Here is a 26,387-nt window from a genome sequence, read left to right on the forward strand (position 1 = left end):
AAGACCTCACACATTCATTTTGTATGAGGTCTTGTTTCACTTTAAGGAACTATAGAGAATTTCAGAAATTATAGACCTTATCGAGGATTATCTTGTATGCGACGTAATCTCAGCAACATCAGCCAATTCAAAATCCTGCTTCTTCTGCAAGTACTGACTAAAAAAGCTTTCTTCCATCCCTGTTAGCTGGTAAAAGAAACCTATTTCAGCCATCCAATCGATATCCATCATACGCTGTATATCAATGATACTGTTCTTCACAGCGTAATCCATAATGGATTTGATTTTCTGGGGTTTTTGGATAGGCAGTTCCTCATCCAGCGGTTCTTGCTTTAAATAACCTTTTCGATGAAGCGCGGCATAGAAGTTACGATGTTTTTTTGCATCTAAAAAGCCTAAATTCAATGCCTGATACCCTAAAACTTGAATAGATACAAGCCATTTCTTCTTTAAATCGATATAAGCATCTGGGTTTGTTGGTCTAGCAATTGTCTGGAATTCTCCTTGCATTACATGTTCAGGAAGCAGAAAGGCTCCTGCAAATTGGTTGGCTTCATTCTCTATCGCTTTATACTCTGTACGATCTAAGTTTGTAAACTCTACACGATAATGAAGTAATAAATGACCAAGTTCATGAGCAATATCAAAATTACGACGAGCAGCAGAACGTTTTAAATTTCCCAAAATAATAAAAGGTCTATCCTGTTTCGTCCATAAGCTATAGGCATCAATTTCTTTACCGATGGCTTTTTCAAAAATAAAAACACCACTTTTTTCAATTAGGAACATCAGGTTGTTGTTCGTCATCTCATCAAGCCCTAGTTTTTTGCGTGCCAGATTAGCTGCTGCAGTTATTTGTTCTTGTCTACTCTCCGTTGCAGTATTTAAATCGTGAATAATCTCGTTTCTTAGCTGAATGATTTTCTGGGTTGGATAAGAAATCTTATTGGATAAATAGTCTACGAATCGATCAAGAAATTCCATATGTTTTGCTTCGGTTTGTGTTTTGGACATCAGATTGATTTCTTTTGACCGATAAGCAATATTCATCATGTTGATATTTGGCTGGTTATTCGCGTTTTGAAGTACATCCGTTTTATAAAAATATTTACTTTTCACGTGAAATATATTCTTTAAGTCATTAACTATCTGCATTTTTGGTGACGTATAATTATTTTCGTATTGCCACACTGCCTGCTCCGTTATACCTAACATATCAGAGAGCTGTTTGCGTGAATATCCATGCATCATACGTAAATTGGTTAGATTTTCACCCTGAAACATCTATTGCCCTCCTTGTCGTAAAAATTATTCTTGATCCTCTTCTAAGATGCCAATATCAAATGCTGCCGGGTCAATTATATCATTATCCTGTTCCGGGGCAATGATGTCTCTTTCTTCATCCGTTAATTCAGCTCCTGAGATATATTGCGAAAGGTCTTCTATGAGATAAGCCCTGTTATCGTTAGGGTTTGGAAGATAGTGCATTATCTCAGATATTTGATAAGCTTCATCAATTTTATAAGTAAGAATATGAAATTCATTATAAGATGTTTGTAAGTGGGTCAACTCATCCTTTGCTTGGGTATCGGGTATAAATAAAGAAAGTTGTTCACTCATTTCATTTGAATAGTACGTAGTCTTAGATGTATCCGCAAAATCGAGATGCTTATTTATTTTTGAAAGCTCATGAAGGTAAGTTCTCTGTGGTTTTTTATGATTGATGTTCCCTGGAAGTACCGCTTGAGAAAAACGATCTTTATTAAAATAGGCTGCATTTTTAATTAAGAAGAGTTTTTTTGTATCCCCATGAATGAATTGTAAATAATCCCAGGTCAAACCTGCTTTAGCACGTCTATATGATAAGTGAAGGCTCCCACTATTTTCAGCAAGTTTGCTTTCTATAAAGTTTCCTTTTGTCCAAGCGAAAGCAGAGCTGATTTTCATATTGCGATGTCGTTCTTTCCGGTGGTCGACATAATCTCGGTAACCTTCTACAATAGCTTCTACAATAAATAGACTGTCATTTGAATCAAATTTATGCTGCTCCATTAAATCACCCCTAAGACATAATTTTAAATAACATCTAACTCTATAATAATAGAGTAATTAAAATAAATCTATGATAAAACGAATATTTTTTAAAGTAAATATGAAAATATATTTATACTTTGAAGGATGATTAAGATACTTGGTTTTTAATTCTTTTTATTGTGTAAAGGTGCTAATAGTCCTTTTATGAATTCGACGCTTTCTTTTTGTGCCACCATACATAAACCTACATACCCCTTACTCCATTTGTCTTTTCAACCCAAATCATCTAAAATAATAACTTGGATTCCATTTTTTAAGCAAACCGATGAAGATAAAAGGAGTAATATAGATGAGCAATTTAAAAAAGAATGGCTATGCGCGGTATGATTTAATGCAGCAATTAGACTATGAAGGGATAGAAGCAGATTACCAAGCTTTATTGGATTATTTCGAGGATCTGCCTATCGATGAATATGCAAAAGACTTAAATCGTTATAGAAGATATTCACGCGCTTTGGTATTGCCAACTTCTGGTCAGATTGAATGGCTGCCGACGCTGACGAAGGATGGGGAGGAATACGCTGCGTACTTCCAGGGGAAATTTAATCCGGAATATCCGGGTTCTTATCGGGAATTCCCTTATATAGATAAAGAAATACAGAATAATAAGCTATTGCAAAAAATAATTCTGTTTGATTATCAGGAAACGTTCTGGAAGGAAGAAGACCGGATCATGCCGATTCATGCCGGGGTGCATTTTGTGAAGCTGTACGTAGAAAATGATTGGGATAAGGCTGTTTCTTCACCAAACTGTTTTCATCAGGATGGGGAGCCATTTACCTTTGCCCATTTAATTAAAAGAGAAAATGTCAAAGGCGGTACGAACGCCATTGGTATTCCTAAAGCGGCAGGAGAAACGTTTGATACGGTCAATCAGGATGATGTGATAGAGATTTTTGAGATTACGAAGCCTTTAGAATCCTACGGTGTGGAGGATTCGGCAGTATCGCATTATGTCAGTCCGATTGAAAAGGGAGATGCGGAAGAAGCTGGAGTACGTTCTGTTATTTTAATTGATTATCAGCAAACCGTTGTAGCTGATGTAGATGAGGAGTAAATAAAAAACGTAATGTGAGGCGGGAAAACCTTTCTCACATTACGTTTTTTAAACTTTATATGCGCTTCATCGCAGGCTCATAAATAGATTTCAACGTTTGAACACTATGAGCAAATTTTTCCTGTTCTTCTTCATTCATTGGCACTTCAATAATTTCACGGATGCCGGAACGGTTAATGATAGATGGAACACCGATGCATACGTCTTCTGCACCATATTGTCCTTGTAAATAACTGCTCGTTGTTAACACGATATTTTCGTTTCTTAGAATGGCTTCGGTAATTCGTGCTAAGCTCATGGCAATACCATAGAAGGTGGCGCCTTTTTTCTCAATAATATGATAAGCTGCATCCCGAACCTCTTCAAAGATCTGATCAAGGTCTTCTGCGTTATAATCGTCATGATTATCTAAATACGTTTGCAGGGGAACAGGACCAATGGTTACTCTGCTCCAAAGCGGAAGCTCTGTATCCCCGTGTTCACCGACGATATAGGCATGAACTGCTTTTGGAGAAATATCGAAATACTCTCCAAGCTTATAACGAAGACGGGAAGAGTCTAAGGTTGTTCCGCTTCCGACAACACGGTGAGCAGGGAAACCGCTGAATTCAATAACTGCCTGTGTTAAGACATCTACAGGATTGGTTGCGATAAGGAAAATGCCGTCAAAGCCGCTCTCCATCACATCATCCACAATCCCTTTAAATATCTTCATGTTTTTTTCAACGAGGTCTAAGCGTGTTTCACCCGGTTTTTGGTTTGCTCCCGCACAAATACAAACAATATCTGCATCTTTACAGTCTTGATATTCTCCCAGCCAAACATTGGTTGGAGAAGGAGCGAACGCTTTCCCGTGGTTGAGATCCCATACATCTCCAAGCGCTTTATCAGCGAATAAATCAATAATAGCTAATTCCTCTGTAATACCCTGGTTTATAAGTGAAAATGCATAGCTGACACCGACAGACCCGGCTCCAATCAATACAACGCGATTTACTTTTCCATGATTTGCTGTCATGTATAAACACATCCTTTAAAGTAGTATACGAATCATTCTATACTTAAACAGTGAGCCATTACACAATTTAAGTCAATAGTTTTATAATATTTCGGAAATAGAAGTTTGAAACGAAACTTCGTTCAGTCGGAGTTTTTGTTCTTCTCTGTGATAAAATAACACTTGTCATTTTTATGGAACCATGTATAATATTTCTAAACTCGAGATACATCCTATCAAAAGCGTTGAAGAGAAGAGTAAATATAAGGGAAGCATAACAGAGAACTCCGGAAGCTGAAAAGGAGGATGCGGAACTATATTGAAGCAAGCCTCGTAGCTGCACATTGGATTGTTATATGATGATGTGCCGGTGCTCCCGTTATCGAGAAAAGCAATGATTTGCTGTTGCTTATGGAGGTTTCTGCAGCGATGCAGAAACAGAATGAGGTGGCACCACGATCTTCTGTGATATAAGAAGTCCCGTCCTCAAAGTTGAGATAACTTTGAGGGCGCGGGCTTTTTTTATTTTATAAAAAAGCTTAAAAAAGGAGAGATGGAATGGAAGGGACTTGGGAAAGGTGGAAAAACACCTCATTATTGTTAACGGGAATTGGTGTATCTAATCTGGGAGCATGGATATACCTGATTGCATTAAATTTAATTGTTTTGGAAATGACGGGCTCTCCGCTTGCGGTTTCTGTGTTATATATTTTGATACCGTTGGCAGCAATGTTCACCAATTTTTGGGCCGGTACCATGATTGACCGTTGGAATCAAAAGAACATGATGATTGGATTAGATGTATTTCGGGCAGGCCTTATAGGTATACTTCCTTTTTTAGATTCCTTATTGCTCATCTATGTGTTGGTATTTGGAATTAATGTAGCCAGTGCGGTGTTTGAGCCGGCCTCTATTGTCTACATGACCAAATTGGTTCCAAAAGGAGACCGTCAGCGGTTCAATGCCCTTCGTAACTTTATTAATTCCTGCGGGTTTATTTTAGGACCGTCGATTGCAGGGGCATTGTTTATGGTCGGCAGTCCTTCCTTAGCTATATTTATAAATGCTGCTGCATTATGTATTTCTGCCATGATAATCCTTTTCCTTCCCAATTTGCATGAACAGGGAAAAATAAGTGATAGAATCGATATCCATTCTGTCATCCAGGATTGGAAGAAGATCCTTGCATATAGCGGCAATCACAAATATATTACCTTGATTTATATTCTGTTTGGGGGCGTAACAGTTTTTATGACAGGGCTGGACTCGTTAGAGGCAGCTTTTGCAATAGAGGTGCTATTGTTGGATGAAAGCACCTATGGCTTTTTAGTTAGTATTGCGGGCGCAGGGATTATAGCTGGTTCTTTGATAAATGCAATGTTTGCAAAGTACTTAAAAATTAATATGCTGATGGGGCTCGGGGTAATAGGTACGCCCGCTGGTTATTTGTTTTTTGCTTTCTCAACAGATTTTACAACAGCAGCAATCGGTTTCTTCCTGCTGACATTTGCGCTTTCTTTTGCCAACACGGGCTTCCTGACCTTTTATCAAAATAATATTCCTGTAGAGATTATGGGGCGTTTTTCAACGATTTTTGGACTAATCGAAGCGGCATGTATTATATTGTTGACATTAATTATTGGAATAGCAGCTGAAATGATGGACATTAGATTGGTTTATATCGTGGGTTCGTTCTTGTTTTTAGGTCTGGGTCTATTCTCCAATATGCTGGTGCAAGGAAAGAAGAAAAGAAAATATTATCAATTAAATGAAGGGTAATATATTTGTTTTTTCTGCAAGTAATGGTGTACGAGGTAATTAAAATAACATTATAATTACCTCGTACAAAGAGGGGAAACCGGTATAAACATATCATTATTTGCTTATGCAGGGACCTTCATTCGATATATTCAATAAGACTGGTCACAGAAAAGAAGACATCGATTATGCCGCAGCCGAGCAAACTAGCCTTCGTCTTCTTCAAAGAAAGCGTGAAAATAGGCATAAACAGCATTTTCCGTATCCAATACTTTGTATAGCCTTCCTTCCTGATCTGACGGAACAACCCGTATGTATTCATTGGAGAGGTATAGATAGAGCGTATCTCCATCAGACAGGTTCATTTCTGCGGTATATTCCGGGCTGTCGCTTGTAATCCGTCCGCCCTGATAAATATGGACATCTTCAATCAGCATTCGGGTGATATCATTTGATTGATCCAATACAATTTCTTTCTCATTCTCTGATTGTACAGGCTCATCGCTATCTAAGTGACTGGAGTCCGATTTTGTAAGACGAATCGAATCAACATGTCTCCGTTCCCCTTCCGTGGTCAGAACTTCTGTTAAAACAACGGGCAGATTTGTTGGCAGGGAAGTAAAGGATATTTTAAAGAAGAAAATAAGTGCAAGCAGGATAATGATGATAACAGCAAGGATGCTGCTGATAATAATGTATTTTTTAGGCATGGATTCCGCTCCTTATAATAGGAAGTTCAAAAATCAAAATGATCCGTTTAACACGTGCGATAATATCATTCCATCGTTAGTAGCATGCAACAAACTGAATAATAACATACTATCAATAAGAAGCAGAAAGGATATGACGAAAAAACCCAGTGTGCACACTGAGCTTTTTCTACCTTTGTTAGGAAATAGATGTAGCTGTTTCTTGAACCACTTTATCCAGTTCCTGAATATTTTTAATGCCTTCTGTCTGCAGCCATTTCGCAGCAGCTTCTCCATCCACGTTTTTGAATTCAGATGTTGCGCCGCTCCAAGTTGCTCTGCCGCATAGAACACCGTTAAAGGCAGATTCCGCTTCTTTGGCAAAACGCAATGTTTCCTGGAATAATTCCGGTGTAACGCCTGCACTTAAAAAGATGAATGGCAGGCTGGTCGCTTCAGACTGTTCTTTGAAAACAGCTTTTGCTTCCGCTTGGGTTTGAGCTGTATCTCCTTCTGCATAGCCTTCCACAAAGTTCATATTGACAGGAACCTCTACTTTTAACACATCCACGTTAAATCTTGACTCGCTGTAGCGTTTCATTGCTTCAATCACTTTTTTCGGTTTTACTTTAGCAAATTCCAATCCCTTTTCATTGCCAATCGAATCATCATAGGTAAGAATTTCTAAGAAAAATGGAATCTCCTCTGCGACACATTCACTGCCGACGCGTTCTACAAAAGCTTCTTTAGCTTCATTGATTTCTTTACTTTCATCTACATCCACATAGATCAATAATTTAATTGCGTCAGCGCCTGCAGCTTTCAGGTTTTTGACAGAGCAATTCGGAATTAAATCCGGAAAACGTCCAGGCTCTTGTTTGTCGTAGCCTGTTTGTTCATAAGCCAATATTAATCCGCAATTTTCATCTCTTTTCCTTGCTGCTGCTAATCCATATTCAGGGTCAAGCAGGATAGAAGAAGCGTAAGGAGTCAGTTCTTCAGAAACAATCTGTTTGAAGGCTGAAATCTGCTCGCCGGAAATATCCTCGCCCATCATTCTTCTTAGTGCACCACGCTGGTCAATAGCAAGTGCAGAAATAATCCCCTGATCATTTATGAGTTTTTTTAAATTTTTCATTTTTTAACGCCTCCAAGTAATAATTCTTTTATCTCCGCTTCGGATTGAGAAGCTTTTAGCTGGTTAATACAATCTTGATTCATCAGTTTTCTGGAAAGAGCCGATAAGATATCTAAATGTTCGTTGCTGCTTCCATCTGGTACGAGAATACTGATAACAAAGTCTGTTGGTTTTCCGTCCATTGCAGGCCAATCAATGCCTTCTGTCAATTGAACGACCATTAATTTTGCTTGTTGGATTACTTCACTTTTTACATGAGGAATAGCGATTCCGTTTTCCATACCTGTCGAGCCTTCTGCTTCTCTTTTTTGCAGACCGCTTGCTGCTTTTTCTGCATCTGTTGCAATATTTAATGCTGCAGCTTTATCTGCTATAAACGCCAGAACCTCCTCTTTTGAGTGAAGCTTTTGCTGCAGATAAATTTGGTTTGTTTCTAAAAGCTCCCCCTGTTCACGTGGCGCAGGTGTTTCTTGTTGTACTGGCGCAGCCGCTTGCTCAGGATTGCTTTTTCGTTGATGTCTTTTTTGTTCTAATGCCATTAAGAATCCGGAAATCACCGCACCAATCAGAATTGCCAAGACCCATAAGAAGGCATGAGTGACAACAGGCAGAACGATAAATCCGCCATGCGGTGCAGGGACTTCTACTTTAAACATATACGTCAGCATGGCAGCGATAGAAGAACCTACCATGATAATTGGGATAATGGTAAACGGACGTTTTGCTGCAAAAGGTATCGCGCCTTCTGTAATATGCGTTGAACCTAATAGAAAGTTGACATAGCCGGCACTTGCTTCTGCCTGGTTATAGCTGCGTCTCGCAAATAATACCGAGAATCCGGTTGCGAGCGGCGGAACGATACACGCCGCAGAAACACCTGCCATAAATAAGAAATTACCTTGTGCCAGAAGTGCTGTACCTGTTACATAGGCCGCTTTATTGACGGGGCCGCCCATATCAAATGCACTCATAATACCTACAATCAACCCTAATAAGATCGGGTTAGAATCCTGGAAACTGCTTAGGAAGTCCATCATTCCCTGGTTGATTGCTTCCATCGGAACAGACAGATACCACATCGCAAATCCGCCGATAAAGATACCGAGAACCGGAATTAAAAAAATAGCTTTTAAACCATCTAATGATTTTGGCAGGTTCTTTAGTGCTTTCATAAGCAGTAAAACAAGGCCTCCAGCTAAGAAGCCGCCAACAATTCCTCCTAAAAATCCGGTGCCGTTTGTATCAGCAATCATACCGACAATAAAACCAATAATAAGGCCGGGTCGATTACCGATGGATTGTGCAATATAAGCACTTAAAACAGGAACCATCAATCCCATTGCTAATCCGCCGATGGTATTCATTTGTTCGGCAATAACATTATATTGAGACGATTCAGGGTCAGCTGAATAAATTCCAAACATAAAGGAAACAGCAATCATCACCCCGCCGGCAACAACTAAAGGAAGCATATGGCTGACACCATTCATCAGATGTACATAAAGCTGATGCCATATGCTGGCTGATTCTTGATTGCTGTCGCCATTTGATTGAGTGGTTTCCCCAGATCCTTTATAGACCGCTACATTCCCCGATATAGCTCTATCTATTAATTCCTCAGGGTTTTTAATACCTTTTGAAACGGAAACATTGATTACTTTTTTGCCATGAAAACGGTCGATATCCACGTTTTTATCTGCAGCAATAATAATGACTTCTGCGTCTTTGATTTCTTGAGCAGTAAACTGATTTTCTGTTCCTCTTTGTCCATGTGTTTCGACTTTGATGGAAACGCCTTTTTCTGCTGCTGTTTTTTCAAGTGCTTCCGCAGCCATAAACGTATGCGCAATTCCTGTTGGACAGCCAGTAACGCCTAAAAAACGATATGTCATGATGTTCATCCTTTCTTTTAAATGGTTACTACTTGTACTTTTAAGTTTTGCATCAATTGATCGACATCCTCAAAATCGGTTAATCCAGAGCGGAAAGCCGTTGAAGAACCTGCCGCTACAGCTTTTTTCAATGCTGCTTCGGGGGAACTTGTCTGTAAGGTGCTGTAAAAGGTAGCCAGCATCGTATCGCCAGAGCAGGCGGTGTTCACGACCTCCCCCTTTGGTGCTGGACAGTAGAGCATTGTGTCTTTATTAACAAAGTAAGCACCTTCGCCTCCCAGAGAAACTAATATATTTTGACAGCCTTGATCTACTAATTTTTGAGCTGCTCTCAATATTGCTTGTTCTGAGTCGAGTTCCTCCTCTGGAAACAGGGCTTGCAGCTCTTCGTCATTCGGTTTGATCAAGTAAGGCCGGTAGTGAACTAATTCACTTAAGATCGGATGACTTATATCTAAAATCAATCGAAATCCAATATCAGAAGCATGCTTTGCGATGGAAACCAGAATGGATGGATTTACGCCCTTCGGCAGGCTGCCTGACACAAATAACACGTCATCCTTTGTAAATCCGGCAATTTTAGTTATTAATTCATCAATTTTTACATCTGTAATTTCCGGACCGCCATTAACAATTTTGTACTCACCCTGATTGGATTTTACAAATGCATTAATTCTTGTGACACCATCAACTTCCGTAAAATCAGTGTCGATATTCATTTGGTTTAGTTCATCCTGAATATAATGCCCGCTGAACCCTGCTATATAACCGATAGCTGTCGAGGGGACGCCAAGCTTTTTTAAAATAATGGATATATTGACTCCTTTGCCATTTGGCTGGAATTCATCGTATATGCTTCGGTTCACCTTATCCGGAAGAAAATCTTCCATTTCGATGAACATGTCAATCGCTGTATTTAACGTGCATGTATAAATCATGGTTCATCATCCTTCCTTACTTAAAGTATGACACGTCATGAAATGAAAATGTTTGCATTATATGTGGTATAGTTAGAAAATAGATGAAAAAGATTTCAAAAGGATATTTGAAAAGGGCGGGTGTTAAGCGTGAATTTCCAACAGCGGATTCAGCATTATTACAATGAATTAAGCAGCAGTGACAAGCATTTATTGGATTATATTGAATCACATCATGCGACAATGGGGGAGATTTCCATCACCCAGTTAAGTGAGAAAGCAAATGTTTCCACATCCACGATTGTCCGATGCATGAAAAAACTCCACTATCGGGGGTTTACAGATTTTAAATTTCAATTTGTTTCTGAGAAGTCACAGCAATTCCCGGGAGCATTGGAGAAAATAAAAAATATTGATTCTCAAATCCAATCTGCTATTTTCAAGAATCAGGAGGAAGTAACGAATACCATTAATTATCTGGATTCCTCCATTATCGAAGATGCTTTAGTTGCAGTTAAATATAGTAAAAAAATTACGATATTTGCCAGAGGCTTCTCGGAGCATATCTCCAATGAGATGGCGGTAAAGCTGCAGCTGCTGGAAAAGCATTGTGAAGAGCATACCGACCCGAATATTATTCGTATTAAATCGAAAAAGTTTACGCGTGATGATTTAGTTATCTTTGTATCGCTAAATGGGGAAACAGAAGAATTAGTAGAAGCGGCACAATTTTGCAAGCGAAATAATGTAAAAACGATTTTGCTGACGACAAATAAGGAAAGCAGTCTGTTTCAGTTATGTGATATTAATTTGCTGGGCTATAAGTCGAAGCAGAGCTTTTTCCCGGACTATGAGGTGCGTTCGCGTCTGCCGCTGCAGGTTCTGGCCCGGATATTTCTGGATGCTTATGTGATTCGGTTTAAGTAGTTTTTTGGGGGGAACTGGAGTAGTAACAATCCAGTATAAGCTGAATAATTTAAAAAACTCGTGAATCAGATTGGTTAATGTTTTATATTAATAAAAACCATTGGAGAGCAGATAAGCATTTTCTAAATGTTAATGATTAGAACCGGAATATATGACAAAAGATATTCATAAAATGTAGAAACACTCGTCATCTAGAGTGAGGCTACATTTTTTTTGTTATATGGAAACAAATTTTAATACTTTATGTAGTCATTAGTTGAATCTGGCAGCGACTGTTTCAGGTGATAGGCTTTAAATGGAATCATTTAGCTTTTTATTTTATGATAGGCGCTTTCTTTTTTGTGGAGTTCAATTTGATTAGAGAGGGTGTCTGATGATGAAAGCTAACAACCTAACCAGAAATATACTTATCGCATTAGTAGCTGGTGCCGTGGCCGGGATGGCTCTGACATTTGCTCCTGAAAGTTTTTTTGGTCCTTTGGACAGATATGTGCTGGACCCGGTTGGTCAAATATTTATTAATCTCATTATGATGCTGGTTGTCCCGTTGGTATTTGTGTCCATTGTTTTGGGGACGGCAGGTCTAGGCGAGCCGGCAAAATTGGGGAAAATCGGTGTTTTTACGATTACTTTCTTTTTAACAACTACGGCGTTTGCCATCAGTATCGGTTTAGCATTAGCTTACCTGGTAAAGCCAGGGAGAACGGGTATATTTGAAACATCTAACCTGGGTGACTTTACACCGAGCGAGGCACCGCCGATTATGGAAACATTAGTTAGTATCATTCCGGCTAATCCGATAGCGGCTATGTCTGCTGGAGAGATGCTGCAAATTATTGCCTTTGCCGTGTTTATCGGGGTGGCCTTAGCTTATTTAAATGAAAAGACAAAAGGTATTTTTAACTTATTTGAACAAGCAAACGATATTTTAGGCTGGCTTGTTATGCTGATAATGCGATTTGCTCCATATGGTGCTTTTGCGCTTATTGCATCAGCAATTGGCGGTGCCGGACTGGATGCAGTTGATTCCATGTTAAGTTATATGTTAACCGTTATTGCAGGGCTGCTTCTACATGCGTTGCTTATTTACTCTCTGGCTATCTGGTTCTTGGGGCGAAGGAATCCAATTACATTCTATAAAGGCTTCTTTCCTGCGATGACAGTAGCATTTAGCACAGCCAGTTCCAATGCAACGCTTCCTGTATCTTTAAAAGCTGCACAAGAAAATCTTGGTGTAAAGAAAGAAATCAGCAGCTTTGTCCAGCCGCTGGGAGCAACCATTAATATGGATGGTACGGCAATTATGCAGGCTGTTGCGACCGTATTTATTGCCCAGGTATATGATTTGCCGCTTACGATGGTTGATCTATTAATGGTCGTGCTTGTTGCTACCTTAGCAAGTGTCGGTACGGCTGGTGTGCCGGGAGTTGGTTTGATCATGCTGGCCATGGTGCTGAATCAGGTCGGTCTGCCTGTGGAGGGTATCGCATTAATTATTGGTATCGACCGTATTCTTGATATGCTGCGAACATCTCTTAATATCTCTGGAGATGCGGCATGTGCGTATATTTTATCTGAACGGGAAAAGCGGAGAGAGAACAAGCAAGTGAAGGGCTAGGAATATAGAATAAAACCTTCTTCACTTATCTGTATCTTCTCAGGAATTGTTTTAAGAAGAAGTAGTGTGGAAAAACAGCGTACTCCCAATAGAGAGTACGCTGCTTTTCCTTTATAAAGTCGACGGTATATTTTATCGCAGTGGGGGATGAAAAGAAAACCCCGCTGATTGCAGTTTCACTTTATATGAAAAAAGAGAGTATAAACCTGCATATATAAAAAACAATGGGAAGGATTGAAATAAAGAGGCCGACTCTTTTAATTTTAAATAAATAGTATAAAATTGCTCCCAAACCCCAGACAGCAATGAGTAAAAAGAAATTCAGGCCAAAATAATCATTATCTCCCTCAGCAATAGCTCTCCCCATGAAAAAGAAAGATAAGATGGTGGTGATAAATCCCGTTATGATGAAATAGAGCAGAAAGGAGCGATTGTTGCTTCCTTGTAATTTATTTTCTGAAGTAGACTTCATGTGAAATCCTCTCCTATTCAAGTGATTCGTTATAACTTTGTCCAAGAAGTTAAATGTTTTCCTATTTTTATTGTATACCCTCTAATTATTCTCTGTAAATTGATTGCATTTCATTCAAGATGATACTTGCTCAAGATGAAGCTGATAGAACCCTTACTATTTGTAGGAATATTTGTGAAGTGTTACGGTGAAACGATAGGAATCATTTTATGGAGGCATCCAAATGAGTGGTAAACTAGATGGGAAAATTGCTATTGTAACTGGTGGAACCGGCGGAATTGTTAAAGCGACTGTAGAATTATTTTTAGAAGAAGGGGCTTTTGCATAATCAGGGTAACCGATTGTGTAGCAGTTCCTTCTTAATTCATGAAAATTTAATAGTTGGTGATTTAAAAAGAATAGGTGTAAATAGAGTTGGGGTTTACAGTCTTAAAATTAAATTTTTATTCATTTACATTAACTATTGGGAAATTCATGAAAAAAGCTAATCAGTAACTTTATTTTTTATAAATGTATAAATTATTCCTATAATAGAAATTAAAACTATAGCAATAATCCCGGTCGTTACTGTGTCTTGAAGAGCAAGCGCCAGGTCAGTCAACCAATGATAGATGAGAAGTAATGTAAATCCTATGATTGCACCGCACAATATTTTTGCAAGCGTCCTTAAATAGGCGATACATGTTCCCTCTTTAAATTAATCCTTTTTATTTACTTCCCTTTATTAATATATACAAACCCAATCAAAAGAAGTATTTAAGATTATTTTCTTCTTTTGATGTTATACATATTTAAAGCAATACGGTTATGCCCCATGGCTTTAAAGTTTTTAATCAAACCATCCTGCTTCCATATCCAGACCGTCTTCATTACTGTCGATGCTTTCTTCATAAATGACTTCATCCATTGTCATGTTTGAAGTGTAGTAAAAGAAATAATAAACGGCGCCGATGATTCCAATTAAAATGACAGCGGATAGAGTTATCTTTATACTTTTTCCCACTATATACCTCCTTTTATATAAAAGTACCCCGCATCTTTCCTTTTTCAAACATGAAAAAAGACTGAGGAAATCCCAGTCAGATAGAAAAATACCCCCTTTTCTATAAAACTCAAAAAGGCTTGGTAATCATCAATGCAATAATAATTAAAAACAGCGTATTGATAAGATGCTCATAAAAAAATAGCCGTTTAGACAAAATGAAGTATTCTGCTGGAATGTCTTCTCCTTTATGCTCCTTCAACAATGCCTTAATCGGCTTAGAGCTGGAAACTAATACCGTCGGACCAGACACGAGAGCAAGTAAAAAAAGAATGAGGCTGATCCAAAACCATCCTTGCTGAAAGAGGTATGTATTTAAAAACCCCATCCATAATCCGGTAACGAGTAACAAGGTACCGCCAATCATGACGAATTGATGCAATTTGTTACGGAGGGCATACGCATGCCGCAGTTCTGTCATGTTAGAAGCCTTTTTAGCAATTGGCGTCATCACAAAACCAGGTCCCATCCCTAAAATGGCAGAAAAGATATGTATAAATACGAGTATTTCATAAAATGTCATACTGTCTGTCACCTCCAAATACAAACAGCATGCCATCCTTTATGGCAACAGGTACGCCATTTCTAGACAGCATGCTTTTGAAGTGTTTTTTGTTTCAGGATAAATCCTGTAAAGTAGGCTCCAATCAGTGCAAGCAGGATTTTTACGGCAACGAGTGGAACAACAAAAACGATGGTAAAGGATAAGGATAACCATAAAACCGATACAGCAGTGATTTTTACTTTTAATGGGATGCCTTTTCCTGCGCGGTAATTCTTGATATAAGAGCCAAAATATTTATTTTCAAGCAGCCAATGATATAATCTTTCTGAGCTTTTCGCGTAACATGCTGCAGATAATAATAAAAATGGTGTCGTAGGTAATAGGGGTAAAATTATACCGATGATACCCAGTCCCAGTGATAAGGATCCACAGCTGACAAAAAATGCTTTTTTCATCATAACACCTACTTCAGCTTTAAATGAAATGCTGCCAAGAACAGCAGCCAATACGTTTTTTCATAAGAGATTACTTCTATTTTACAATATAATTCCTGCCTGTGAAGGAAAATAAAATGACTAATTTGTGTAGATTCTAGAGGACTCTGGGAAATGTGAAGTAACTGCAAAAAAAGGACTTACCAATCGGCAAATCCTTCAAAGCAGCAATTATAAAACCAGCTGATTTTCCTTCTCTTCAATCAATTCCACAATTTCATTCTTCTCATTCATCACAGCCACTTTAGGTGTATGTGTTTTTACTTCATCCTGATCTAACTGCACATAAGAGATAATAATAATCACATCATCAATCTGTACGAGCCGGGCTGCTGCACCGTTCAAGCAGATTTTTCCGCTCCCGCGATCGCCGGCAATGACATAGGTCTCCAAGCGTGCCCCATTGTTATTGTTTACAATAGCCACTTTTTCATTTGGCAGGATATCAACAGCATCTAAAATGTCGGCATCAATCGTGATGCTGCCGACATAATTTAAGTTGGCTTCGGTCACGCGTGCGCGGTGAATCTTGCCATTCATCATTGTTCTAATCATGGTTGTCTCCTTTTAAAATAATGTTATCAATCAATCTGGCTTTGGAAAATTTCACAGCCAGGGATATAAAAATCTGACCGGTGATTTGCGGCTGCTCCACTAACTCCGGGTAACTGTAGACAGCAATATCCTCTACATTCCCAGAAGTGTTTTTGGTTAGATGGGCTTGGATGGTATTAATCAAAACCGCGCTGTTTCTTTCGCCGGTGTCATACAATTCTTTTGCTTTGATTAAGCTTTGGTATAAGTGAACGGCCTCTTTTCGTTCCTGTTCGGTTAAATAGACATTGCGGGAGCTTTTGGCAAGACCGTCTGCTTCCCGTATCGTATCAATACCGATAACTTCGATGGGGTGATTAAAATCGGCAACCATTTTTTCAATAATGGCAAGCTGCTGGGCATCCTTTTTACCAAAATAAGCGAAATCGGGACGAATGATATTGAACAGCTTATTGACGACCGTTACAACGCCGTCGAAATGTCCTGGACGATTTGCTCCTTCCAGCACTTCAGCCATGCGGTTTACCTTTAAGGAAATAGCCAGCGGGTCCGGATACATCTCCTCTACACTTGGATAAAATACATAATCAACACTAAGCGGTTCTAGTTTTGCCTGGTCACTCTCGATATCTCTGGGATAGGCATCAAAATCTTCATTCGGGCCAAATTGAAGCGGGTTTACAAATACACTGACGACGGTGACATCATTGTTTTTCAACGAGGTTTTTACCATCGTTAAATGGCCATCATGTAGGGCGCCCATTGTAGGTACCAGACCGATTTGCTTTTGTTCTTTTTTTAATGTTCGTATGATAGCGTTCATTTCTTGTATTGTTGTAATTCGTTGCGTCATGCGTCTACCTCATCCATAATTTGTTTCTTATACGTAAACTCAGGGGAAGGGAACAATCCTGCTTTTACTTCTTCATGATAAGCTTTTAATGCATCTACACCTGTTGTAAAGTCTCCATAACGCTTCACAAATTTTGGTTTGCGGTCGACGCCATAGTTTAACACATCATGATAAACAAGGACCTGTCCATCTGTATCTGCCCCGGCGCCAATGCCGATAACTGGAATGGATAACGTTTTTGTGATGGTCGCTGCCAGGTCACTTGGGATAGCTTCTAATACCAGCATCACGGCTCCGCTTTGTTCCATCAGCTTGGCATCTGCAATAAGCTCCTCAGCTGCTTCTTTGGATGCTGCCTGAAGCTTATAGCCGGTGATACCGAAGCTCTGCGGCGTCAGTCCGAGATGAGCAACGACCGGGATGCCGCTTTGGGTGCATCTTTTGATTAAGGGAGCAGTATGAGCTCCTTCCATTTTCAATGCATTCGCATTTGTTTCTTGATATAATTCCACTGCATTTTCCATATCTGTTTTATCATCTACACCAACTGTTCCAAAGGGCATATCTACGACCATAAAGGTATCTCTTGCGCCTCTGCGTACGGCTTTCGCGTGGTGTTTCATGTCCTGCATCGTCACCTGGACGGTGCTTTCATAGCCAAGGACGGTCATGCCGAGAGAGTCTCCGACAAGAATCGTCTCTATTCCAGCCTGCTCTGCCTGCTTCGCGCTTGGGTAGTCGTACGCTGTAAGCATTGTCATTTTTTCTCCGTTACTTTTCATGTTCATGAAATCATGAAGGAATTTCACTTCTAAATCACCTACTATTTTTATTGTTCTTCTTATTATAAAATTATCTGTATAGATTCACAATGGCAAGTTATTAGCTTGAGGAAAAGGTGGAGGATTAAAAATGGATACATTTGGAGTTATTGGTCCAGGTGCCGTTGGTTCTGTTATCGGGGAATCATTACATACCAGCGGCTATCAGGTGACTTTTTTGGGCAGGAAAGCAGGGGAAGTTTATATAGAAAGAGCGTCCGCATCGGAAACGGCTGCTTTTCCTGTCGAAGCTATTTCTGAAGCGGAAACAGTGTTTGACTATTTATTTATCACTGTGAAAGGAACGCAGCTGGAGGGGATTATACCTTATTTAGATAAGCTGACGCATGAAAATACAGTATGTATTCTTTGTCAAAATGGTTATGGACAGTTGGATAAATTTCACATCCCCAATGCATACCAGGCGGTTGTCTATATTAGCGGACAGAAGAAAGAGAAGGTTGTTACCCATTTTCGTGACAGAATCTTAATTTTACCGGAGAATCCAGTGACGAAAAAATTAAAAGAAGGGATTGCCGCAAGTAATCTCGACATCCGATTAAGCCCGGATTATCGTTATGAGGTTTGGTATAAGCTCCTTGTTAATCTCGCAATCAATTCTGTTACTGCACTCAGCAGAAATACAGCGCTTATTTTAGAAGAGGAAAAAATACAGCATTTATGTAAACGATTAATTCAGGAAGGCATAGCTATTGCTGCGGCAGAGGAGATTCATTTTCAAGAGGGGATTACAGAGGAGATCATGCGCATCTATGCCGGATACCCGCCGTATATGGGGACAAGTATGTATTATGATATTATAGCCGGAAAAACAATGGAGACAGCTTATATACAAGGGTATTTATATGAAAAAAGTCAAACGTACGGCTTGGATACACCCTGTTTAGATGCAGTATACAGTTTATTGCTGGCAAGTGAGATGAGGGGATAAAATGAATCAATATATTAACCAAAATATGGTAACGTGATTTTTTTGCCATACGTAGGTTTTGGAATTTTTCTTCTGTGGAATTACATAGACGTGAACGCAAACGCCATCTTAATAAATATATTTCTAATCAAAAAGTAACAGAGAGGAGAAATTAAAATGGACGTGCCGAAACGGCAGAAGAAAAAAAGCTTCGTTGAGAAGAAAATTGTTATCCCTTCTATCGTAATTATAGCGATTATCAGTGCCTTATTTGCAATGTACACGAGCGAGTCCATGGAATTATTGGATAATATTTTTAATACATTAGTGGATACCTTTAAGTGGGGGTATTTATGGTACGCCTTTCTCATTGTGATAGCTGCATTGTTATTTTCATTTTCTAAGTATGGAAAAGTAGTTTTAGGTGATCCGGCACAGAAACCGAGATACAGCTTATTTGAATATGCATCTATTTTAATTGCCATGGGTCTTGGTTCAACCGTTATGCGGACAGGTTTGACGCAATGGAGCGAGGTTGCGAATGATCCGCCGTTTGGTCTGGATGCGGGATCGATGGAAGCGATTCTTGCCGGGAATTCCTACAGTATGTTTTTATGGACCTTCCAGACCTTTGCCGTCTTTGTGATGGTAGCCCCGGCAATGGGGTATCTGCTGTATGTCCGGAAGAAACCGAGAATGCGTATTTCAGAAGCGTGCCGCGTGATATTCGGTGACAAATTTACAGACGGAATTGGCGGTATTGTCCTTGACGTTCTTTTCTTAGTCAGTATTTTGGCCGGAGGTGCAGTGACCTTAGGTCTTGGTACACCGATTGTTACGTATAACCTGGCAGAACTATTGAATATCGACGTCACCTTTCCTTTTACTCTTATTGTTACATTGGTATGGGTCTTGGGCTTCTCCATCAGTGCTTATGTCGGGATTGATAAAGGCATCAAACGATTAAGCACATGGAATATGTATCTGGCAGGAGCTTTTGCTGTCCTGATTATTGTCATTGGACCGGGAATCTTTATCATGAATTTCTTTTCAGATTCCTTACGCTATTTAATCTCTAATTATATGAATTTTTCACTATATACGAATTCGCTGGATTTAGAAGGCGGGACACATATTGAGAGTCATACTGTTTTCTGGTTTGCTTATAATGCAACCTGGGCTATGCTTCACGGTGTATTTGCAGCGATTGTGTCGAAAGGCAGAACGATAAAAGAAATGATTTTGACATATCTGATGGCGCCTATGCTGTTATCTTGGCTTGCGACAGGAGTTCTTGGCGGATTAAGTGTTCACAGACAAGTGACAGATATCTTGCCAGTGCTGGATATTGTGCAGAATCAAGGAATTGAAGCATCGATTCCGGCTGTCTTGAGTTCGCTGCCGATTTCAGCGATTGTTCTGATTCTTTTTACGGTTATCGCGACGATATTCCTGATTACTACATTAGATTCAACAACCTATACCGTAGCAACCTATATGTCTAATCAGGATATGTCAAAGTCTACACCGTATAAATCATTACGAATCTTAGTAGCAGTGCTGATTACGGTTCTTGCTTTGACGCTGATGAGTGTAGGCGGCTTATCTCCGCTGGAAGTGCTTTCGGGACTGATGGGAATACCGATTATTATTATTCAGATTCTGACAGTCTTTGCAGCAAAGAAAATGATGGACGAGGACCGTGCCTGGGTGAAAAATGTCCGGAAAGCAAGGTATTCTACCACCCAACAAAAGGATTAACCAGCAAGGAGAAAATGTACGAATCGGTTCTTCAAAAAAATATAATCTTTTGTTGAGTCATGGTATGCTAGGTGGTAAAGAGCCTGGGTACGTTGGTTGCTCTTGAAACTTTAGTCAAAGAGGAGTTTAGCTATGCAAAAGAAAGTTTACTTAAACCATGACGGCGGAGTAGATGATTTAATTTCCCTGTTTTTATTACTACAAATGGAAGATGTGGAGCTGGCTGGTGTCGGCGTTATTCCGGCTGACTGCTACTTAGAGCCTGCTGTATATGCGAGCCGTAAAATTATTGACCGTTTTGGAAAAGGACAGGATGTAGAAGTGGCTGCATCCACTTCCCGCGGCAAAAATGACTTTCCAAAAGACTGGCGTATGCATGCATTCTTTGTAGATGCCCTGCCACTATTAAATGAGTCTGGAAAGATAGAAGCAAAGCTTGCAGAAGAAGCGGCACACGAGCATTTGGTGAATGTGCTTCGTAAGAGTGATGAAAAGTAACGCTTGTGTTTGTCGGCCCATTGACCGATTTAGCAAGAGCTTTGGAAATCGCTCCAGATATCGAAGAAAAAATTGAGAAGCTTGTCTGGATGGGCGGAACATTCTTAGAAAATGGAAATGTGGAAGAGCCGGAGCATGATGGAACTGCCGAATGGAATGCCTTCTGGGATCCAGAGGCTGTGAAAAAGGTATGGGACAGCTCGATTGAGATTGACTTAATTGCTTTGGAAAGCACGAATATGGTTCCGCTGACGACCGATGTCAGAGATAATTGGGCTGCTGAACGCCGGGATATCGGGATTGATTTCCTTGGACAGTGCTATGCAATGGTACCACCGCTCGTGCATTTTCAAACAAATTCAACTTACTTCCTGTGGGATGTTCTGACGACTGCAACGATTGGAAAACCGGATCTGGTGAAGAAAAAAGAAGTGAAGAGTATTGTTCACCCGAACGGAGCCAGTCAGGGAAAAACAGAAATTTCAGAGGCTGGACGCCCTGTTCGGTTTGTTTATGAAGTGGACCGGGATGCGTTCTTTGATTATATTACAGCATTAGCCAGACAGGAGAAATAAGATGAGAAAAATCATTATTGATACTGATACAGCCGGGGATGACACGATTGCCCTTTTGACCGCAATGCATCATTTTAAAGTGGAGGGTGTAACGATAACCGGCGGAAATGTGGAGTTTAATCAAGAGGTGGAAAATGCGCTGTATACGATTCAGGTCGCTAATCCGGAAGAGAAGGTTCCTGTCTATAAAGGTCTGGAACGGCCGTTGCTTGCAACAGGGCAGGAAAAGCACCGGACTGTAGAAGACGTTCATGGCGATGATGGTATGGGCGGTGCGCATTTTCCAAAGGCAGCACAGCGTCCGGAGGAAGGACATGCGGTTGATTTTATCATTGAGAAAGTAAAAGAATATTCGGGAGAAGTGAGTTTATTAGCGATTGCGCCGCTAACGAATATTGCAATGGCCATCAAGAAGGACCCTTCGATTATCAAGGATATTCCGCATATTTATATCATGGGCGGTACGAATAATACATTAGGGAATATCACACCGGCAGCGGAGTATAATTTCTATGTGGATCCGGAAGCGGCAAGACTTGTCCTGCATTCAGGCATTCCGATTACAATGGTTGGCTGGGATATGTGTATCGATTATTCCATCATGGATGACGAGGACCATGCGGAAATTGCCGGTCTGGAAACAGCTGGTTCCCAATTTTTTATAGATATTAATCAAGTGGTGATGCAGTTTAATAAATCTGTACACCGGCTGAATGGGACAACGCATCCGGATACATTGTTAGTGGCGATTGCGGCAGATGAGCGTATTATGACGGAAGCGCATGATTATTATGTAGATGTCGAAACAAAGGGTGAGCTTACCAGAGGTTACAGTCTGGTGGATATCAATAACCGTCTGGAGAAAGCGCCCAATGTCCGTGTTTGTGAAGCAGTGGATCGTGAACGATTTAAGAAGAATTTGTTAAATGTTTTAGGGACGATTAAGTAGATAAGTAATGAAAAAGCCACGTCTTTCAGGAGAGAGACGTGGCTTTTTCATTACAGTAAAAACGATGTACAAGGGCGGTTAATTAAAAATTAAAAAATAGATCAGTACTCCCAGTGAGAAGCCCAAAATAAGCCGGATAGCTCTTTTCATAATCATTCTCCTCGCTCTGATGTATGTTCTTACTATCATTGTACTAAAGAGAGAAGATGATGCAAGGCTGGTAATGGTTTATCCTATCAAAATAGCAAAAGCGCTATATACAAGCAATAAGCCCATAACTATGTTAAAGACCTTCTGATAACGGTCTAAGAAATTGTGAAGAACAGAACCAAACAGGCTCCAGGTAATTGAGCTGCAAATACCGACAATCCCTAAGAAAAGACAGAATAGGATATAGCTGAAATAGGATTGGTAATAGGGCAGCAGAAATGTAGACACAACGGCAATGCCATAGAGAATCGCTTTGGGATTTATAAATTGAATCAGTGTACCAATGATAAACAGATTTTTATCTGCTTTGGCTGAAGATTCCTGCTTGCTTCCTGAACTGGTAAATGTTTTATAAGCTAAATAGAGCATATAGAATACACCTGCAAATTTTAACGGTGTTTCAATAACTGGCAGGACTTCAATAAGTGCCCGATTGAAAAAGCTGCAAAGTAAAGCGATAAGAAAGAAGCCTGCTCCTACCCCTATACAAAAGGATATGGTATTTCTAAATCCATAGCGGTTTGCGAAAGAGATGGCCATAAAATTATTTGGACCAGGGGTAAAGCTACTGACAAAAACAAATGTAAGAAAAGGCAAAATAGGCATGGATGAATAGCTCCTTTAAAAATGAGTCAGAATAAAACTTATTATACATAATTAAAATCAAAAAATACAGGCTTTTATTGCATATTTTGGAAAGGTTCCTCTATGGACTGTTTCTTGAATAAACATAATCAGAGCACGGCTTCTCTTTAAAAATAATAAAAAATAAACAGCCTATTTCTCTGTTTTTCGACCATTCTTTTTTGAACTATGTTATAATGCATAATAACACATATTTTTGCATGAAAATACATTTGTGATATAATGTTTTTTTCAGTATGAGGAGGTTTATCAGCAAATGTCATTAGAGAAAAACTATGAAGCTATCCAAGAAGAGCTGATTCAAATCAGCAATCAATTATATGAGAATCCAGAGCTGGGAGATCAAGAATTTGAATCAATGAAGTTACTGGTTAATTATTTAAAGTCTTATGATTTTGAAGTAGAGACAGGCATTGTTGACCGGCCGACTGCTTTTCGCGCGGAGTATACAAGCAGTAAGCCGGGGCCGACCATTGCTTACTTGGCAGAATATGATGCGCTTCCTGGCATCGGACATGGCTGCGGGCATAATTTAATTGCTGCGTTTGCTGTAGGAGCTGGTGTCATACTACGTCAGCATATAGAAGAAATTGGCGGGAAGGTCGTTGTCTTAGGCACGCCTGCAGAGGAAACAAGCGGTGCAAAAGTGCCGATGAGCGAGCAGGGGACGTTTGAAGATATTGATGTCGCGATGATGGTGCATGGCGCCGATGTATCCTCTGAAAGCGGTCCGATGCTGGCCATGGATGCCCTTCAGTTTGATTTTACAGGAAAAGCAGCCCATGCAGCGGCATCCCCGGAGCAGGGAATCAATGCTCTTGATGCTGTGATTCAATTATTTAATGGGATAAACGCGCTTCGGGAGCATGTGCCGGATGATGTGCGAATCCATGGCATTATCACGAAAGGCGGAGAAGCAGCAGGCATCGTACCTGCAGAAGCTACAGCACAATTTTATATCCGTGCCAATGAACGGAAGCTGGTGGATGAGCTTGGAGAGAAGGTAAGAAATATTGCGGAAGGAGCTTGCTTGATGACAGGCGCTTCGGTAGAGATTTCCAACTATGAGCTAAGCTACGATAATATGATTACAAACCAAGCGCTGTCAGACACATTTACGAAGCATATGAAGTCGTATAGTGTGAATCCTGTATATCCGGCTGTTCCGGCGACAGGGTCAGCAGATATGGGGAATGTCAGTCAGGTTGTTCCATCGATCCATCCGTTTGCCGGTTTAAATGAGCCGGGTCTTGTTTTTCATACGAAGGAGTTTGCAGAAAAAACAATCACGCCAGATGGGGAAGCAGCAATTCATGATGCAGTACTGGCTTTGGCACATACTGGGTATGATATTATAGTCAACAAAGATTTACTACATGCGATTAAACAAGAATTTGAAAATCGGTAAGGGTAGAATGAGGTAAGGTCTCATTGTAACAGGTAGTTTATTTCTTTAACAAAGTAGTAAACTGCCTGTTTTTTATTTTAAAAACAGGCAAAAGGAGAGGTTACTATGAGCGGAAATGTAAATACGGCGGAGGAGAACTCTCAGAAGCAGAAGAAAAAATGGGAATTTCCGCATGTTTTTGCTCTCATGTTTGGGCTGATTATTATTACAGCGGTAATGACATACTTTATTCCAGCTGGAGAATACGAACGGGAAACAACTGTCGTCAATGGGACTGAAAGAACGGTTGTTATTAATGACACATATCATGAAGCAGAAGGAAGCCCGACTGGATTCTTTGAAGTCTTTCAAACGGTACATAAAGGAATGACGCAAAGCGCAGACATTATTTTCTTTATTTTTATTGTGGGCGGTGCTTTTGGTATTTTAAATGCAACGAAAGCAATCGAAACAGGGCTCGCCAATCTATCAATGAAGATGGCGGATAAAGAAATATATCTGATTCCTGTTATCATGACGCTATTTGCTTTGGGCGGCGGGACGTTTGGGATGTCAGAAGAAACGATTCCATTTATTATGATTTTAGTTCCGTTAGCAATGAAATTAGGCTTTGATTCTTTAACTGGAGCGGCTATGGTTATTATCGGCTCTGGCGCAGGTTTTACAGCATCCTTTATGAATCCATTTACAGTCGGGGTAGCACAAGGGATTGCCGAGCTGCCGACATTCTCTGGCATGGGGATACGCTTTGCTATGTGGATTATTTTTGTTGCATTTAGTATAGCTTTTGTTATGATTTATGCGAAAAAAGTAAAGAAAAATCCAGAGAAAAGCTTAATGTACAAGATTGATAAACAAAGAAATTTGGATGATTCTTTAGATGGACAATATAAAAAACTGACAGGCAGACAAGCTGTTATTATTGGATTATTAGTAGCAACGATTATTATTTTGGCTATCGGAGTAATTTATTTTGACTGGTTTATTCTGGAGATTGCTTCGCTGTTCTTAATTATGGGAGTGATTGCCGGTTTTGTCGGCAAGCTGCGTGTGAATCAAATTGCCGAATCCTTTATCAACGGCTGTAAAGAGCTGATTGTCGGAGCGTTAGTTGTCGGTTTTGCTTACGGGATTTTAGTTGTTTTAGAGGAAAGTAATACGATTGATACGATTCTATTTGCGGCATCCAATCTGGTAAGCCAGCTTCCTACGGCTTTTTCTGCGATAGGGATGTATGTATTCCAGAGTATTCTAAACTTCTTAGTGCCATCAGGGAGCGGACAGGCTGCTTTAACCATGCCGATTATGACACCATTATCCGACCTTACCGGGGTAAGCAGACAGACTGCGGTAATGGCCTTCCAATTGGGGGATGGGATATCCAACTCGATTACGCCTACATCGGGAGTATTGATGGCTTCCTTGGCAATTGCTAAAATTCCATGGACTACTTGGTTCCGCTGGATTATTCCATGGGTCCTCCTATCCTATCTTGCCGGCGGGATTATTCTTACCATCGTGCATATGTTTATTTGGACGAGTTAATAAAAAAGGCTATGAGCAGTTAACTAAAATGTCTGC

At 39.9% G+C, this 26,387-nt stretch carries 23 protein-coding genes, 1 pseudogene and 1 other annotated feature; of the genes and pseudogenes, 10 read left to right on the top strand and 14 right to left on the bottom strand.

Annotated features, from left to right (window positions below):
- Nucleotides 1–87: 87 nt before the first annotated feature.
- Both BN997_RS01490 and BN997_RS01495 read right to left on the bottom strand, forming a co-directional pair.
- Nucleotides 88–1,284 carry a spr1629 family repressor/antitoxin gene (locus tag BN997_RS01490; RefSeq protein ID WP_042529012.1) on the bottom strand — a complete coding sequence of 399 codons (1,197 nt, stop codon included), beginning with the start codon at nucleotides 1,282–1,284 and terminating at the stop codon, nucleotides 88–90.
- Between the two features lie 24 nt (nucleotides 1,285–1,308).
- Nucleotides 1,309–2,052, bottom strand: a complete 744-nt coding sequence (locus BN997_RS01495; protein WP_042529014.1) for a spr1630 family ClpXP-sensitive toxin — start codon at nucleotides 2,050–2,052, stop codon at nucleotides 1,309–1,311.
- Nucleotides 2,053–2,383: 331 nt separating this feature from the next.
- Between BN997_RS01495 and BN997_RS01500 the strand changes: the two genes are divergently transcribed.
- The gene (locus BN997_RS01500) at nucleotides 2,384–3,151 is read left to right on the top strand and encodes a 2OG-Fe dioxygenase family protein (protein WP_042529017.1); all 768 of its coding nucleotides are present in this window, start codon (nucleotides 2,384–2,386) and stop codon (nucleotides 3,149–3,151) included.
- A 55-nt stretch (nucleotides 3,152–3,206) separates the two neighbouring features.
- Here BN997_RS01500 and BN997_RS01505 read toward each other — a convergent pair whose 3' ends face one another.
- Complete coding sequence (locus BN997_RS01505; protein WP_042529018.1) at nucleotides 3,207–4,169, bottom strand: L-lactate dehydrogenase; 963 nt, start codon at nucleotides 4,167–4,169, stop codon at nucleotides 3,207–3,209.
- Nucleotides 4,170–4,384: 215 nt separating this feature from the next.
- Nucleotides 4,385–4,639, top strand: a binding site (T-box leader).
- A 67-nt stretch (nucleotides 4,640–4,706) separates the two neighbouring features.
- Here BN997_RS01505 and BN997_RS01510 point away from each other — a divergent pair.
- Complete coding sequence (locus tag BN997_RS01510; protein WP_042529020.1) at nucleotides 4,707–5,927, top strand: MFS transporter; 1,221 nt, start codon at nucleotides 4,707–4,709, stop codon at nucleotides 5,925–5,927.
- A gap of 185 nt (nucleotides 5,928–6,112) precedes the next feature.
- Here BN997_RS01510 and BN997_RS01515 read toward each other — a convergent pair whose 3' ends face one another.
- The 4 genes from BN997_RS01515 to pfkB all read right to left on the bottom strand — a co-directional run bounded on the left by BN997_RS01515 (nucleotide 6,113) and on the right by pfkB (nucleotide 10,563).
- Nucleotides 6,113–6,616 carry a hypothetical protein gene (locus BN997_RS01515; RefSeq protein ID WP_042529022.1) on the bottom strand — a complete coding sequence of 168 codons (504 nt, stop codon included), beginning with the start codon at nucleotides 6,614–6,616 and terminating at the stop codon, nucleotides 6,113–6,115.
- A 178-nt stretch (nucleotides 6,617–6,794) separates the two neighbouring features.
- Nucleotides 6,795–7,733 (bottom strand): tagatose-bisphosphate aldolase, encoded by a 939-nt coding sequence (gene lacD, locus BN997_RS01520; protein ID WP_042529025.1) that lies wholly within the window; start codon nucleotides 7,731–7,733, stop codon nucleotides 6,795–6,797.
- The gene (locus tag BN997_RS01525; RefSeq protein WP_042529027.1) at nucleotides 7,730–9,625 is read right to left on the bottom strand and encodes a fructose-specific PTS transporter subunit EIIC; all 1,896 of its coding nucleotides are present in this window, start codon (nucleotides 9,623–9,625) and stop codon (nucleotides 7,730–7,732) included. The genes lacD and BN997_RS01525 overlap by 4 nt, the downstream gene beginning before the upstream one ends.
- A 17-nt stretch (nucleotides 9,626–9,642) precedes the next feature.
- Entirely contained in the window at nucleotides 9,643–10,563 is a 921-nt protein-coding gene (gene pfkB, locus BN997_RS01530; RefSeq protein ID WP_042529030.1) for a 1-phosphofructokinase, read from the bottom strand.
- A gap of 129 nt (nucleotides 10,564–10,692) precedes the next feature.
- On the opposite strand from pfkB, the gene BN997_RS01535 reads away from it, so the two are divergent.
- Nucleotides 10,693–11,469, top strand: coding sequence for a MurR/RpiR family transcriptional regulator (locus BN997_RS01535; RefSeq protein ID WP_042529032.1), 777 nt, complete (start codon nucleotides 10,693–10,695; stop codon nucleotides 11,467–11,469).
- 373 nt (nucleotides 11,470–11,842) lie between these two features.
- On the top strand, nucleotides 11,843–13,087 hold the full coding sequence (locus BN997_RS01540; protein WP_244882317.1) for a dicarboxylate/amino acid:cation symporter: 1,245 nt from the start codon (nucleotides 11,843–11,845) through the stop codon (nucleotides 13,085–13,087).
- A 1,301-nt stretch (nucleotides 13,088–14,388) separates the two neighbouring features.
- On the opposite strand, the gene BN997_RS23030 is transcribed toward BN997_RS01540, so the two are convergent.
- The 6 genes from BN997_RS23030 to panB all read right to left on the bottom strand — a co-directional run bounded on the left by BN997_RS23030 (nucleotide 14,389) and on the right by panB (nucleotide 17,817).
- Nucleotides 14,389–14,562, bottom strand: a complete 174-nt coding sequence (locus tag BN997_RS23030; protein ID WP_175296991.1) for a hypothetical protein — start codon at nucleotides 14,560–14,562, stop codon at nucleotides 14,389–14,391.
- Between the two features lie 109 nt (nucleotides 14,563–14,671).
- On the bottom strand, nucleotides 14,672–15,124 hold the full coding sequence (locus BN997_RS01550) for a DUF2269 family protein (protein ID WP_042529036.1): 453 nt from the start codon (nucleotides 15,122–15,124) through the stop codon (nucleotides 14,672–14,674).
- 62 nt (nucleotides 15,125–15,186) lie between these two features.
- A complete protein-coding gene (locus tag BN997_RS01555; protein WP_244882318.1) occupies nucleotides 15,187–15,561 on the bottom strand; it encodes a YbaN family protein in 375 nt (124 codons plus the stop codon).
- 210 nt (nucleotides 15,562–15,771) lie between these two features.
- A complete protein-coding gene (panD, locus tag BN997_RS01560) occupies nucleotides 15,772–16,155 on the bottom strand; it encodes an aspartate 1-decarboxylase (protein ID WP_042529038.1) in 384 nt (127 codons plus the stop codon).
- Nucleotides 16,148–17,008, bottom strand: coding sequence for a pantoate--beta-alanine ligase (panC, locus tag BN997_RS01565; protein ID WP_042529040.1), 861 nt, complete (start codon nucleotides 17,006–17,008; stop codon nucleotides 16,148–16,150). Before panC ends, panD begins: the two co-directional genes overlap by 8 nt.
- Entirely contained in the window at nucleotides 17,005–17,817 is an 813-nt protein-coding gene (gene panB / locus BN997_RS01570; RefSeq protein WP_042529042.1) for a 3-methyl-2-oxobutanoate hydroxymethyltransferase, read from the bottom strand. Before panB ends, panC begins: the two co-directional genes overlap by 4 nt.
- A gap of 103 nt (nucleotides 17,818–17,920) precedes the next feature.
- On the opposite strand from panB, the gene BN997_RS01575 reads away from it, so the two are divergent.
- From BN997_RS01575 to BN997_RS01590, 4 genes and pseudogenes are all read left to right on the top strand, one after another.
- Complete coding sequence (locus BN997_RS01575) at nucleotides 17,921–18,781, top strand: oxidoreductase (protein WP_042529044.1); 861 nt, start codon at nucleotides 17,921–17,923, stop codon at nucleotides 18,779–18,781.
- Nucleotides 18,782–18,937: 156 nt separating this feature from the next.
- Nucleotides 18,938–20,521 (top strand): BCCT family transporter, encoded by a 1,584-nt coding sequence (locus BN997_RS01580; protein ID WP_042529047.1) that lies wholly within the window; start codon nucleotides 18,938–18,940, stop codon nucleotides 20,519–20,521.
- Nucleotides 20,522–20,653: 132 nt separating this feature from the next.
- Nucleotides 20,654–21,594, top strand: a pseudogene (locus tag BN997_RS01585) (nucleoside hydrolase).
- Between the two features lies 1 nt (nucleotide 21,595).
- Nucleotides 21,596–22,543, top strand: a complete 948-nt coding sequence (locus BN997_RS01590) for a nucleoside hydrolase (RefSeq protein WP_042529049.1) — start codon at nucleotides 21,596–21,598, stop codon at nucleotides 22,541–22,543.
- Nucleotides 22,544–22,771: 228 nt separating this feature from the next.
- Here BN997_RS01590 and BN997_RS01595 read toward each other — a convergent pair whose 3' ends face one another.
- The gene (locus tag BN997_RS01595; RefSeq protein ID WP_042529051.1) at nucleotides 22,772–23,359 is read right to left on the bottom strand and encodes a LysE family translocator; all 588 of its coding nucleotides are present in this window, start codon (nucleotides 23,357–23,359) and stop codon (nucleotides 22,772–22,774) included.
- Nucleotides 23,360–23,654: 295 nt separating this feature from the next.
- On the opposite strand from BN997_RS01595, the gene BN997_RS01600 reads away from it, so the two are divergent.
- Entirely contained in the window at nucleotides 23,655–24,806 is a 1,152-nt protein-coding gene (locus tag BN997_RS01600) for a M20 family metallopeptidase (RefSeq protein WP_042529054.1), read from the top strand.
- A gap of 105 nt (nucleotides 24,807–24,911) precedes the next feature.
- Entirely contained in the window at nucleotides 24,912–26,351 is a 1,440-nt protein-coding gene (locus tag BN997_RS01605) for a YfcC family protein (protein WP_042529056.1), read from the top strand.
- The last annotated feature ends 36 nt before the right edge of the window (nucleotides 26,352–26,387 follow it).

Source organism: Oceanobacillus oncorhynchi, assembly GCF_000821065.1.
Classification (GTDB): Bacteria; Bacillota; Bacilli; order Bacillales; family Amphibacillaceae; genus Oceanobacillus; species Oceanobacillus oncorhynchi.